Origin of the sequence: Photorhabdus sp. HUG-39, assembly GCF_963878365.1 — a bacterium.
GTDB lineage: Bacteria > Pseudomonadota > Gammaproteobacteria > Enterobacterales > Enterobacteriaceae > Photorhabdus > Photorhabdus kayaii.
This window is the reverse complement of record NZ_CAWNWY010000061.1, coordinates 1-13,832: the sequence shown is the minus strand read 5'-3', so window position 1 is coordinate 13,832 and position 13,832 is coordinate 1. Positions and strand designations below refer to the sequence as shown.

General features: G+C 40.9%; 12 protein-coding genes and 4 pseudogenes. 3 read left to right on the top strand and 13 right to left on the bottom strand.

All coding sequences use genetic code 11. The features are described from left to right. Positions 1-135, bottom strand: a pseudogene (locus AAC155_RS23275) (transposase family protein); the annotation flags it as partial. A 44-nt stretch (positions 136-179) separates the two neighbouring features. Then, a pseudogene (locus AAC155_RS23270) lies at positions 180-1,148 on the bottom strand (tryptophan 7-halogenase); the annotation flags it as partial. A gap of 267 nt (positions 1,149-1,415) precedes the next feature. On the opposite strand from AAC155_RS23270, the pseudogene AAC155_RS24590 reads away from it, so the two are divergent. Next, positions 1,416-1,796, top strand: a pseudogene (locus AAC155_RS24590) (LysE family translocator); the annotation flags it as partial. 36 nt (positions 1,797-1,832) lie between these two features. Here AAC155_RS24590 and AAC155_RS23265 read toward each other — a convergent pair. From AAC155_RS23265 to AAC155_RS23240, 6 genes are all read right to left on the bottom strand, one after another. Then, on the bottom strand, positions 1,833-1,982 hold the full coding sequence (locus AAC155_RS23265) for a hypothetical protein (RefSeq protein ID WP_229015731.1): 150 nt from the start codon (positions 1,980-1,982) through the stop codon (positions 1,833-1,835). Between the two features lie 333 nt (positions 1,983-2,315). Further along, positions 2,316-3,758 carry an alkaline phosphatase gene (gene phoA, locus AAC155_RS23260; protein WP_113044319.1) on the bottom strand — a complete coding sequence of 481 codons (1,443 nt, stop codon included), beginning with the start codon at positions 3,756-3,758 and terminating at the stop codon, positions 2,316-2,318. Between the two features lie 104 nt (positions 3,759-3,862). After that, positions 3,863-5,431, bottom strand: coding sequence for an alpha/beta hydrolase-fold protein (locus tag AAC155_RS23255; protein ID WP_228902810.1), 1,569 nt, complete (start codon positions 5,429-5,431; stop codon positions 3,863-3,865). Between the two features lie 355 nt (positions 5,432-5,786). After that, positions 5,787-7,232 (bottom strand): 4-hydroxyphenylacetate 3-hydroxylase family protein, encoded by a 1,446-nt coding sequence (locus AAC155_RS23250; RefSeq protein WP_113044318.1) that lies wholly within the window; start codon positions 7,230-7,232, stop codon positions 5,787-5,789. Positions 7,233-7,798: 566 nt separating this feature from the next. After that, a complete protein-coding gene (locus AAC155_RS23245; protein ID WP_113044317.1) occupies positions 7,799-8,419 on the bottom strand; it encodes a DUF3156 family protein in 621 nt (206 codons plus the stop codon). Further along, on the bottom strand, positions 8,394-9,887 hold the full coding sequence (locus tag AAC155_RS23240; protein ID WP_113044316.1) for an APC family permease: 1,494 nt from the start codon (positions 9,885-9,887) through the stop codon (positions 8,394-8,396). Before AAC155_RS23240 ends, AAC155_RS23245 begins: the two co-directional genes overlap by 26 nt. A gap of 451 nt (positions 9,888-10,338) precedes the next feature. On the opposite strand from AAC155_RS23240, the gene AAC155_RS23235 reads away from it, so the two are divergent. Continuing rightward, positions 10,339-10,998, top strand: a complete 660-nt coding sequence (locus tag AAC155_RS23235; protein ID WP_113044315.1) for a response regulator transcription factor — start codon at positions 10,339-10,341, stop codon at positions 10,996-10,998. A 245-nt stretch (positions 10,999-11,243) separates the two neighbouring features. Here AAC155_RS23235 and AAC155_RS23230 read toward each other — a convergent pair whose 3' ends face one another. The 5 genes and pseudogenes from AAC155_RS23230 to AAC155_RS23210 form a co-directional block, all read right to left on the bottom strand. Further along, on the bottom strand, positions 11,244-11,408 hold the full coding sequence (locus tag AAC155_RS23230) for a hypothetical protein (protein WP_158536629.1): 165 nt from the start codon (positions 11,406-11,408) through the stop codon (positions 11,244-11,246). 32 nt (positions 11,409-11,440) lie between these two features. Then, on the bottom strand, positions 11,441-12,052 hold the full coding sequence (locus tag AAC155_RS23225) for a hypothetical protein (protein ID WP_011148372.1): 612 nt from the start codon (positions 12,050-12,052) through the stop codon (positions 11,441-11,443). Between the two features lie 15 nt (positions 12,053-12,067). Beyond that, a complete protein-coding gene (locus AAC155_RS23220; protein WP_113044314.1) occupies positions 12,068-12,526 on the bottom strand; it encodes an RHS repeat-associated core domain-containing protein in 459 nt (152 codons plus the stop codon). A gap of 95 nt (positions 12,527-12,621) precedes the next feature. After that, entirely contained in the window at positions 12,622-12,927 is a 306-nt protein-coding gene (locus tag AAC155_RS23215; protein ID WP_011148374.1) for a hypothetical protein, read from the bottom strand. Between the two features lie 12 nt (positions 12,928-12,939). After that, positions 12,940-13,401: pseudogene (locus AAC155_RS23210) on the bottom strand (HNH endonuclease); the annotation flags it as partial. 98 nt (positions 13,402-13,499) lie between these two features. Between AAC155_RS23210 and AAC155_RS23205 the strand changes: the two are divergent. Next, positions 13,500-13,643 (top strand): hypothetical protein, encoded by a 144-nt coding sequence (locus AAC155_RS23205; RefSeq protein WP_158019888.1) that lies wholly within the window; start codon positions 13,500-13,502, stop codon positions 13,641-13,643. The last annotated feature ends 189 nt before the right edge of the window (positions 13,644-13,832 follow it).

Here is a 13,832-nt window from a genome sequence, read left to right as displayed (position 1 = left end):
CCAACCTTCAGCGCCAGCGAGAATGGCGCTGATGACAAGAAAAATAACATCAATCAGCTCGTATTGACGATTGATGTCAGAACGAGTTTCTTTCACAACGGTTAAATGTTCAATCAGGGTCTGGTTCGGATTCATGGGCGAGTATTAAAAAGAAAAATAAGGAGAATGAGATCATATAATTACGGTTCATTCAAGGGGGGGGTAAAAAAGTATGCTCGCGCCCTGAGTGAATCTGAACCCAAACCCAGAATCATAGTATTCCACGAATATTCTTCAAAACCATGATAGAAAGGATAGATAGTTTCTTTATCCAGCAAATGATCTTCCGCTAACATTATTTTTTTTAAAAGCTCTTTAGGTAATTCAACATTTTTCCATTCTTTCCAGTACACAGTATCATTACGCTTTGCTAATGAGAAATGGAGCAATAGAAACTCTTTAACACCATCAACAACACGATTAACTCGCGTATTATACTCTTCAATGAGTAACTCATTGCCGCTACTTCTTGGAAAAAATCTGACGAGCTGCTCAATTCCATGTTGAATGAAAAAAATTCCCGTTGATTCTAAAGGTTCAACAAATGCGCTTGATAATCCAATCGCTACGCAATTCTTTACCCAAGAACGATTGCTACGACCAATTCTCATTCTAATATGATTTGCAACACACTCTGCATTTTCATATGGAATGGATTTCCTTAATTCAGCTTCAGCTTCTTCAGGGCTTTGGTATGTATCACAATATACGTACCCATAACCATTCCTCTTATACAAAGGAATCGTCCAACGCCATCCATTGGACATTGTACGAGCTGTTGTATATGGTTCAATATCACCCGTATCCTTTCTAGGTACTCGTAATGCTACTGCTCGGTTATTTTTTAGCACATCTGAAAAACTCACAAATGGCTCATTCAATGCCTTGTTAATTAATAATCCTTTGAATCCAGTACAATCAATATAGAGATCAGCTTTAAGTTTTCCGTGTATTTTTGTTTCCAGATATCCTATTTTTCCATTCTCATCAATTTCTATATGAGTCACATCATCTTCTATATGGCTAACACCTCGATTCATTGCATAACGTTTTAGAAAACTCGCAACGCCATCCGCATCAAAATGATAGGCATATGGGAACTGAGCCCTCTGTTCTGCTAATGTTGATTGTCCGAGCGACGCATCAGGACTTTGCGTAAAAAGTCATTATAGACATCATATTTTTATTTTTTATCGAATCACACTACTCAAATGTTAAAAAACCAATAGTAATTTGTCACATAACATTATTATTTCTAAACTGCATTTTATTTTTACACCAAGTAACCATCATTACTGAAAATATACTAACGAGTCGTTTTCAGCTATTATGTGGAATTTCCGAAAAGCCACATCAATATTAGAGGATATCGTTTAATGGAACATCTCATTCATTATTTCTCATCCAACGAAAGCCTAAAAATATTCTACCTTTCATCTTTTTTATTAGTTATGCCAGGACCAACAAATACATTGATATTATCTTCTGGATTGAAGATAAACTGGAGAAAATTACAAAAAATAATAATTATTGTAATGTTAGGTTATTTAATTTCCGTTAGTATCTTAGGTTTTACCTTAACATTTATTTACTTATATTTCCCTTGGATTAATTTTCTGCTGAAAATTTTATCTGCAATTTACATTGCCTTTTTATCAATAAAAATTTGGAAATCTTCATTAACCTCTAGTTGCTCAGATGAAATAACGTTCAAAGAAATATTTATAACAACATTACTTAGTCCAAAAGCATTCATACTAGCTTCTTATATTATTCCCTCTTATGCTTTTGAATTACCAACTATACCCGTCATCTTTCAAGTTGCCTCTTTGTTGGCTGCACTCGCTCACCCCGGTCACATAGTTATCTATGCTCCCGGGGATTCTCTCCCTTGCCGCCGCGATGCATCTTGAAATCCATAGGGTATATATACTTATCCTCAATGGTAATTTTACTTTTAACTCTATATCCAGTTTCCTGCTTATGGGCATTATTAGGCAAGACTTTACATTTGCTGCATATGCAAAGTAGCTATATACAGCCTAATTATTTCTTTAAAATTGCATCACTAACTTTAATGGCTTTTTCCATATCACTAATTTATTCATCAAATCTAGAGTATTTCTCTCAATAATTTTATTTAGTTCACAGCTGTATTTGTCCTACCAATGTAATTAGAGAAAAATATACACTAAAAAAACAAAAAAATTAAGGCCAGAGAATATCCGGCCTTAACTCTTTATTCCTCAACCACTTATTCCCCAACCACCCAAAAATTACTTTAACTTCATCGCATCACGTATCGTGAAGAATAGATCTGTCTGGTCAGTCAGACCTACAACATTGGCTGCCTGAGGGCCATAAGCAGCCACTCGTAGCTGAGTACCCGTATGTTCCTGTTCTTTGCCCTCAGAAGTACCATAGTTAACCGCCATCACACCGCCATCTTTCGTGATTAATGCCTGAGTCAGCCCCGGAGATTTTATATGAGCTTCAATAATCTGGCTGGAGTGAGCATGATCAGCGGTGACGATAACTAATGTATCACCGTGTTTACGCGCATATTTCAAGCCAACTTGCACCGCCTCATCTAATACAACGGTTTCTCCAATCTGCCCACAAGGATTAGCTTTGTGATCCTGCTTATCAATAGAAGCGCTCTCCACTTGTAAGAAGAAACCATTTTTATTCTCTTTTAACAAATCAATGGCTTTCTCCGTCATCTGTGCCAACGTCGGCGCATCAGGATTCCGTTTCGAGTTGACTTTACAAGTCACTGGGGGATTATCAATATTACCGTGATAAACTGCTTTAGGTCCTTCCCAGGCAATGTCCATATTGTCTTCATGAAACAGGCCCAACAGCGGTCTTTTCTGATTCGCTCTAGTCACGGATGCCAGTGATTTAGCATCCGTGACCAACTGATAACCCTGTTCCTGTGCCTGCTGTTCCAACGTTTTATCCTTGCCAGCGCCGGCAACCGATTTCTGGGCGAAAAACTTAGCGCCTCCACCTAATGTGATATCAGCACGAGCCACCAGTAATTGCTCTGTAATGGAACCACGACCGCCATTTTCTAGCGCATCCGTTGGACATCCTTTTACCGTCTCTTGCGGGCCATAACAATTACGGTCAGTGACATGCGCATACAGTGCTGCTGGCGTGGCATCCTGCACCCTGGCCGTCGTTACGTTACCTGTTGCTTTACCATTCGCTTTTGCCAGCTCAAGCAGAGTTTGATGATCTTTACCAAATACATCAACACCCAATGCGCCATTATAGGTTTTTACACCAGAAGCCCAAGCGGTGGCAGAAGCGGCTGAATCCGTCGCATAGTTGGGTTTACGGCTCTTTTTATCCAGAGAATAGTGAGTGTACTGGCCGGTAAATGGCAAGGCATCAATTCCTTTGAAAAATCCACCCGCGCCTTCTGCATAGTTACGAGCAATAGTAATCTCAGAATCCCCCATACCATCACCAATAAACAAAATAACATTCTTAGCTTTATGATTATTTATCGCTGCTTTTAATGCCTCAGTCTGGTTTTGAGTCATACGGCGAGCCCCACCAAATTCCGTAATATTACCTTTCACCGCCCGACCTTCCGCCATAATTTGATTAGCATTTTGATCATCAGTCGCCAACACCGGTAAGCTGACACCTGAAATTAAGGCTGAGACCATGACTACAACCAAACTTTTCGTATATTTGTTCGACATTAAGGTTTCCTTATTAAAACGCAATCGGAATAAAAATCATCGTTATCTGATAAAGGGATACTAAATAAATTATGTGACAATTATGTGAAGAAAATAGAATTAACTCACCATTTCGCCACCAATGATCGGGTTCCGTGGTACAAGGTTTCACACCACGAAATATAATTGTGGCCACTAGAAACCTCACTGGATTCAACTGGATAACCTTTCTGTAATAATGTCTCTTTCATGCGGCGATTATTATATAAAATGCCCTCCAATTCCCCCACATGGGTTTCGAACAATCCCGCCTGTAAGTAGAAACGCAAGGGTTTTTTCTCTGCTTTGGCAAATTCACGGATTAACCATTCAGGCTTTTCTCCCTGAGGAGCCCACCAATACGAACCAGACATACTAAGGACATTGCCAAACAATTCAGGATGATTAAATGCCACCCATGCAGATGCCAATCCACCATAACTGGAACCTGAAATAATGGTGCGTTCTGCCGGGGCTTTAATACCCTGAGCCGCCAGCCACGGCATCAACTCACTCGCCATGAATTCAGCAAAATTAGGATTAGGCGGTAATTCCTGACCTCGACGTACACTATCCAAGCTATCAATAAACACCACATACATAGGCGGGATCTTGCCCTGTTCGATCAGGGAATCAAAGAATCTATCAATGTAATACTGTTTGCGGTAAATCCGCCCATCAAATAGCACCAACATAGCAGGCTGTTTCATCGGAGTAACCGGTTGATAAATCGCAATTTCCCGACTATTACCTAAAATCCTGCTCTCAAGCTGATGAAGTTTAGTCGCTCCCTGAAAAGGTAATTGCTTGAATTGTGCGATATCACACAGGGTCGGCCTTAATGCCAGCAATGAATCATGATTAAACACATCTTCGGATACAGCCGGTACTACATTTTTATTCAATGGATCGGCCTGTGCAGTAATCAAAATCGACCTACGCTGTTCGTCAGCCGAGCCTTCAATCCGCGGCAAATCCGGAGCCAATTTATATTGCATCAAGGTATCTGACGGAACGATATAGCTACGAAACCAGACATCAGAACCTGCTAAATGTGACATCGGATCATGATCACCACTCGGTGCCCCCAGAATAAAGACATTCGCTTTTGCGCCGCGCCACAGGAAAGTGACGCGCTTATTTTTATCATCATAATCTTCAATCAACGGCGCACCCTTGCGGGTTATTTCCCGCCAGAAGGCATGGGGGCCTTTTCCTTGTGCAATTTCAGTTTGAAGTTGTTTCAGACGCAGGCTTTCTGGCTGCTGCCTGTAATCATTATCCTTGGGAATATAAGATGGAAATGACAATGTAAGCTGCCACGGTTCTCCTGCGTTGCCCCTGGCTGCCAACCGGTATTTTCCCGCCAGAGGAACAGTAAAGCCAATTAACTGACGAGCATCCACCGGGTTATCAGTGAAAAGCGTACGAATATGTTGTTGATTACCCTTCTGCGCGACTAACTTCCGCATACCCAATGCCGATCCACGTACATAATGTTCAGGCTGAATATTAAACTCAATACACGCTCCCCCTTGAGAATTAAAATTCCCGGTTATTATTTGCTGATCTTCCTGAAAGTTTATTTTGTGGCACTGAGAGGCAAAGACATTAAAGGAAGCCATAAGAGTACATATCATTATGTTTACTTTCATTTTATTCTCTTTTTTGACTGTTGATTGTTGGTATTTGATTTTTTGACGCGGCAAATCATGCACTAAATTTTTATTTAAGCATAAGAACAATTACTATTATTAATAGAATAATTTGTGTATTAACTTTCAAAAACAAGATATAAATATGTCAAAATATTTCAGCAAAATAACTCTCTAACAAGATGAAATAATTTATAGATGGACACATAAACAATTCAACATTTCAATATGCTATTAATCAAGTCACCTCATCTTTTAAACGATTAAAGAACAAAAAACGGGATATAATCTATCCCGCTTCTTCACATTCGATAAAAATAAAACTGATTAACTGCATTCGAATTAAATACAGAATTCAACTCACATCAATAGAGTCTAAAATCCCTTTGCTCATACTTTTAGCAAAATCCCAATCATATTTTTCATAAACACGAGACAAAGCAATAAAAGGCGCGCCTGAATAGAACATTTCATATTGAGTATGACGTGATGCAAACTCAGAACCAATAGCATCCCACACTAATTTCAGTAATTTCACTCGTTCAATGGGTGCCAACAAAGTTGAATATTGCGTTTTTTCTATTAAGTCACGAATTTCTGGATTTGCTAAGTCAATATAGCTTGACGGTAACATAATCACACCACCCCCTGAGAGTTTTCTGATGTTTTCTATCACCTTTGGATAAGTTGATTGTAATAAGACCTGGCAAGCATACAGTTGTGAGCGATTAGGAATATAATACTCATTATGTCGATCAGGATTATTAATCAAACCACGAAACAGCCCTTCAATATTAGTGGCACAGCAAGCAAGCTCAGCTAATGACTCACGAACAGCAGGAATCTCATTGACGCCAGTGGCTTCGGTAAGTTGATGAGCCAAACCCGTTAAGAAATGTAGCTTAACGGCATACCGAGCCATACCTTGAACATCCATTAAAACGTCAGCGCCAGTTGCCAGAAATTGCTGGCGACACATCTCCGTATTTTTATAAATAAACACTCTTTCCCACGGAACGAAAACATCGTCGAAATAAACGACAGCATCATTTTCGTCAAATTGATGCGATAAAGGGGAATCAAATTTATTGCTGCCTATTTCATAGGACTTTCTGGAAAGAATTTTTATTCCTTTTGTATTCAATGGTAAGGCAAAAGACACAGCATATTTATCATCAACCCCTTCTTTGAGTGGATTAAACACGCCAACCACAACTTCTTCTGCAAGGATGGCGGCTGTCCCTAACATCTTTGCTCCGCGAACAATTATTCCTTGCGGTTTTTCCTCCAATACACCAAGAGTATGAAATTCATTTTTTATATGCTCACTGGGGGTTTTGGAACGATCACCTTGTGTATTGACTAAGGTGAAAGACAAATAAATATCTTTATCGCGGGCATAGGAATAGTAATTTTTTAACGCTTCAGCTCTATCCTTAGAATATTCCTCGAATATTTCCAAGTGAGTCATCATTCCGGTAAGCGCAGCGGAAACATGATCTGGGCTTCTACCTAACCAACCACAACTCTGCATTGCCCAGGCATACGCAGCCTCACCTCTGGCAATTAATTTCTCTCGGGTAGTAGGAAGCTCCCAATATAAACCAACGCGCTTACCACCAGACGTTTCGAACGTCATCTGATCAGCATGTGCTGCCTGGTAATCGTAAAGTGAAGCTACGGTTCTAATTGCATTCCGAAAAGCAGGGTGATCCACGTGATTAGTGATCTTTTCTCCATTCAGAAAAATCGTTCTTCCATCACGCAGGCTTTCAATATATTCTTCACCAGTCCTAGACATTAACAATTTCCTCCGAAATATATCCGTTATCTTTCAAGTTGCCCTTTGTTAGCTGCCCTCACTCCAATCACATAGTTCTCTATGCTCTCGGGGATTCGCTCCCTTGCCGTCGCGATACATCTTGAAATCCATAGGGTATAGAATTGATTTTAGGTAAATCGATCTTCAAAGACTTGATAATTCCTTGCCCTATTGTCAAGCATTGCCATTTAAATTTTCCTATCTATTATTTTACATATTCAGTATAGATTGAATAACAATGATTCGATAAAAGATTTCAGTAAATTTACCTGAGTATCTGTGATCTCTATCTTAAAATCAAAGTCAATAATTCTGGTGATATGGGGCCAGCTGGATTTAGCAATATGATCGATTACCAGATCAATCTCGCTAATTATTTAAGATCGCAACTAACGAAAAATGATTGGCAGATATTGATCAGCTTGTCGATACTTTAAATATGGCGAGAAATTCTGTGCCAATGTAAATATCCATTGCGCTCACATCACCATCACCACCGACCCTTGAATAAAGATCGGTGGTTTTTTTTTAAAAATAAACAAAAGTTATCCGTATCTTATTGTTTTTTCATCTACCTTCCTCATGAATTGACTAAACATCAGCAACGTACTGAGCAACAAATGGCGCTGTTCAGAAGTCAAACGTAAATAACGACGACTGGCCGGCAATCGGCTGACAACCTCAGAAGCGGCAAAATGTTCCACCTCAAATTGCCATCGTCCCTGATGAATATTTAATGTGAGATGCCGGAAATCCAACTCAGCTAATGTTTCACCAATTAATGGATACTGATTGAGTAAATCAATAATCTGTTGCCCAAACTCTGCACCATGACAACAGTAATAAGTCACGGTTTTTCGCCGAAATATCCCCTTTACCTTGGCTTTAATAACGATTTCTTCCTTGAGTGACGTGATTCCCTGCAAACGAAAACAACAACTGACAATATAGGCCAGAAACAGCGTCTTCGGCTTTTCACAAACTTCAATCTGCAATCCATCAGGTAACGTCACTTGCAAACTTTCTGCTGATAAACGCTCACAACAGTAAGGCGATAAATTCTGTTTCAACCGGCTTAGCGTTACACCTGCCTGATAGCCAGTAGGATAGCGGGGTTTATTTAACCGCCGCCAAATACCATCAATTAAGGGAACGAAGTGGCTCAAGTTGTACCTCCGGCAATTCACCCTGAGTGAAAGTATGTGAAAGTACCTGTTCAACGGGTACGGGTTTAAACGGATTCACCCGTTGCACACAGAGCGTCCAAAACAGAGCATAGCTGGCGGTCAGGCCCAACATGATGGCGAATGGAATATACACATCACCGGGATTCATTCCCGGAGGTGTAATGTGAATGATCGCCAAAATAATTCCTACACTAGAGACAATTTGAGGTAATGGGAAAAAAGGAGATTTATAAGCACGATGTAAATCAGGTCTGCGAATACGCAGTAATATCACGGAACATGTCACCAACAAATAAGCGACACACCAGGCACATACCGCTGCCAGCACCAAAGGCATAATCCGGTTCAAATCACCTTGAATAATAAAGGCATGTAAACAGGGGATAATTACCGCAACCAAAATCCCAAATATTGGCGTTTTAAAACGTGGATGTAGATAAGCAAAAATACGCGGCAATGCTCCATCTAATGCCATACCATAGAGAATACGTGGTACCGCCGCCATCAGGGTATTAATCGTTGCCGCTCCCGCCAATAATAACCCGATACCAATCCAATATTTACCAAAATCCCCCATCACCTGGCCGGCAAAAGCAGGAATGGCCATTGGCGTTTCCAGCAAACGAACATTATTTTCTACATCCACCAGCACATTTTCTACCTGATGACTGATTGACGCCCCATATAGCCCCATACAGAAAGCCACCCCACACAGGCCCGTCACCATTGCTCGCGGCAAAACTTTGGCAGAATTTTTAATTTCCGGCGCCATTGGCGTCACGAGTTCACAGCCGACAAACATAAACATTGCCATACCTACCAGACTCAGCACGGCAAAGGGATCGCTTACATTAAGCCCCTCACCAAACCAACTCTCCAGCGGCACAGCAAACGGCATTAATAATCCGCAAATACTGAAAATAACCAAGGTACTCCACATGCAGGATGTCAGCACAATTTCGACTTTACCGAACGCTTCAATACCCAACGCATTAAGTAATCCGAACGTAATAACGAGCCCAACGCCGACCATCCATGAAGCGTTATGACTTTCCACCACCGTATTAAGGCCGTCAAAATTCACTAATGCCATAATACCGGAGAGGATCGTTTCTGCCGTACCCGCAAAAATATGAACAATCAAATAAGCCGAAAGCGCACCAGTAATTGCCCAGAACCGCCCCATGCCACAAGAAATATAGTCATAAACAGAGCCGGAAGTAGGCAAAATAGCTGCTGCCTCAGCAAACGTCGTCACTTGGGCCTGCATCATGATAAAACTGATCAATATTGCCAGTACGAAAGTGTCACCACCAATCCCAAAGCCACTGGTCACAGTCAGAATAACCGGACTCGCCATGATCACCCCGATGGAACTTGCCAATGTAGTAGGAAACCCCACCACTCCCTTTTCAATATGCGAAGTCAGTCGTGTTGACATCTTCATTTATTTTCCCTTTTACTTCCGATCGTAGAAATAACGCTCACAGCGATTTATTTGTGAATTTTTTGTAAACTTTATTGAGGATAAATAAATACACTATAGAAAGTGAAACGGAATACCGGCTATCGTCCTAAAGAACGATACCTAAAGGGGGATTCATAGCCGAAAAGGTGTGACGAAAAACACCAGAAAAAAACAAAAATCAAAAATAATCACTTAAATATCAATCAATAAAAATAGATTACTTAATCAATGCATTAAGAAATTATTTCAGATATATACTAAAATCTCTATTCTTAACAGGTGATCATCACGGTGAGAAATTTCAATTATTGCAATCTATATCACGTTATTAATATGTTTATTTTGTGTTGACTCTGGATTTTAATTAGCGTTTAATTAATCATCAGTATTGATTTATCCAGTTAGACATTATTCTAAAGGGAGAATTTTCTTGTCTACTGTACTACCGAATAGCCGTGAAAATGCTCTAATCCACAGCTGCTTAAACACCATTGCGCATCTGATTCCTATCTCAGCCGCAGCATTCTATTTGGTGAATAATGAATTACGCCCTGAGAATTACATTCTATATGGTATTTCCGACGAAACTCACCAGAATTATCTGACTCATTTTCAGCATTTAGATCCGTTAAAACCGGCTAATTATCAACAAAATGATATCAATATGGTTGGCATGGATCAGAAAACACTGACTAAACATAACAAATATTATCATGAATTTATGCAGCCAAATAATATACAGGACATCGCTGAAATATTTATCCGTCAACACAACCGAATTATTGCCGGCGTCTCTTTATTACGAGATACCCCATTTACACCAAAAGACTTTAACCGCCTCAGTGCTATTCTGCCATTAATTGAATTAGCTGTCAGGGACTTGCTTCCTGAAACACCCACTATTCTGACAGATAAAGAGCAAGAAATTATTAATTTGATAAGAGAAGGATCAAGTAACAAACGTATTGCACAGATACTTAATATTTCCCTATCTACCGTCAAAACCCACCTGCGCAATATCTTTGCCAAAACAAAAGTGACTAATCGCACTGAATTGGTTTCCAACGGGTTTATTACTCGACATTTGTGATTAACAGGATTTAATAAATTATCTGCAACAATAACCCAGTTAAATGGCTTTCCAAAGAATGTTATTACACCATCTGCTATGCACTGAGCGGCAACTGGGTAAACAAGACTACCCCGGCAACAGAGCCAGTTCAATGAGATTAAGTTACGGTAGATCATAATCAGGCCGGAAGATCGCGGAGATCTTCCGGCTCTTAACTTTATTCTTCGATAGTGAACATATTAATTATTTCATCTTTAGATTTATTATATGGAGGTATCCCGATGGCTGACACCCACCAGTTGAGCATGTTCATTGTAGTGATAGCGACAGAGCAGTGCACGGTTGCCGTTATACAATACCTGCCAGACGGCGGTCAGGCGGGGGAAGAGAGATGCGCTCAGTGTTATTTGATCAAACCGGAAAATCACAGAGATCTTCCGGCTTTTATATATTATCTATATTATCGTAGCGGTACCGGTAAACGACTGGTCAAGGGCCTTAATTGCTCTCTGTCATCCCACAGTCCCGGAAACACCTCGAATTTCAGGTCATCACGGTTAATACCGGTATCAAAATAACGACACAGACGTTCTGCTAACTCTTCATGTGACCACATATTGGTTAGTTCATATTTTTCAATGAGTTCCCGATCGTTTGGTAAGGTTAAGTCTTCTTTTAATACGGGTGCCAGTGTGGTTCCGATATTACCCTCAGGACCGATATCAATCAGTTTACCGCCCATAAATAAAAAAGAGTTTTTACCTCCAGGATAATGATCACCATCGAATGAAGAATAAGGCTTTATCCAGTAATTATTATAGGATTGAGTATTAGGAATAACTGATTTATCCTTAATTTTATCTGGCATCAATTTATAAACAGCATTGACAACTAAAATCCGAAATAAAGTAGGCACTTGATTTAAATCAATATTTTTCCAGACTCCATCTGTATTACAGATATCATAAAACTGCATTTCTACACTATTAAGCATCTGTCCAATGGTATACAGATTATCCCTCAGTTTAATATTAACCAGATGGTTATGCTTCCAGACAATTCGTTTCACCATTGATCAAAACAGCCGTCAGCAACGGCTGCCTCCTTTGCCGTTGCGTTTAGTTGTTTGCCCTAGATGTTCGTCCGCCGCAGCCAGATAATCAGTCCGGCGGGTATTGTTTGGTCCCACTGGATTTTGTTTATTAGCTGTACCCTCAAGACCACCCAGATTTTCAAATCGCCGTTGTTCTAATCCACGAGCAGTATCTTTACCTGCTTGAGAATAACCTTCATAGATAACTTCAGGTGGTTTACCACCAAAGCGACCAAAACCGTTACCATATCGATATTTCAATATCTCTTGGGCTGCCTGTCGCCCCTGCTTACTGGCATAGCCCACATACGGTTTGCCAGTTTCAGCATCAATACCCTGATAAGTGATATGCGTTGCCGTTTTAGGATTGCCCGCCCAACCTAAAGGATCAGGTGTGATAAACCGGCCAATCTCCGGCGCATAATACCGATACGTATTAAAATGCAGCCCCATATCTAAACTTCAGTTAGCGCCGGCTTGCCGTGGCTATGCACCTCGGTAAATCATGAATAAGGCCGGAAGATCATAAAGATCTTCCGGTTTGCGGCTTAATCTAGAAAATCATCGTATACAAGATAATGTATCACTGCTTCAATTAAATCTTCTTTAATCGCATTAGGATTGTGTTCCAGTTTGTTATCGATAATATCTGCAAACATGGGGCATTCTAGAAATGTTCCATGAGTTTCATCCATATCAAACTCTTCATCATCATTTTCAGCCAGATAATAATTTTTATTTAAAATATCTTGGGTAGATTCTGTATCAAAATCTTTATCAATATAAATCCAACCAACATCAGGCAGTTGTTTATAAAGACTAAGTAACTGATCGAAACCACTAATTGTTTTCATATAATAACTCCATTACTTGCGGCATTTATTCCCACCTCCCCATTTATCTCTACCACCTGACCCATCAGGATGATAAATCTTGTGATAGGACTTATGGTCATATCGGTCAACCAGACTTAATTTCCCTGGCTGATTCTCATGATGCCAAGTCATATTCTTTGGTGAAGTCCCTCTAAAGTTCCCTTTAGAATTTGGCTGAACATGTTCCACCACTCCCGGATATTTAGTCTGCATTTCACGTCTGAATGCCGGATCGCGCTGCATTCTTTCGTACACAGATTGGTTGCCCCGTTTAAAGTGCTGACCATCAGATAATTGATATTCCGATGAATTCAGGGTGTGTTCATGGAAGACATGGTACTTCCCTAAACCCCGTTGTCCCTCACCCTTGTATAACCCCCACGGATCGATCCAACTCATTGGGTTAGGCGCGTAAGTATATAAGTTTAATCCACCTGCTAATCCTATCGGGTCTTAGGGACTATCCCGACGCCATCATACAGTTTAGCGGACCTTTCCCCCTGATTTAGCAGCCTTTTTCTCCGCCGCTTTTTCCCACCCTGTTAAAGAACATGCCAACTGGCCCCGACGGGCACTTTCCCGATGTTAGCGCATTTTTTCCCCGACGTCAGCGCCGGGTTTCGCCCCGCTTTGCCTGCCGGAACCGGGTTTTATTGGGAACCCGTGGCGGCGGTGCAGCTTGTCTGCGCCGCTGACGCGGGTTGGCCGGGTGCGGGCTGGCGAAGCCCGCAGGTGAAGCTTTTCAGCGGGGAGCCCCCGCTCGCGGGGGCGGACGGGGCGGAGATGGCGAGTACGGGAACGAGCGAGGAGCCTGCGACTGCGAGCCGGACGCAGCCAGTGCAGCAGGGTTGGGCGGGGGCCATAAATTGCGCCAGCTTGCTGGC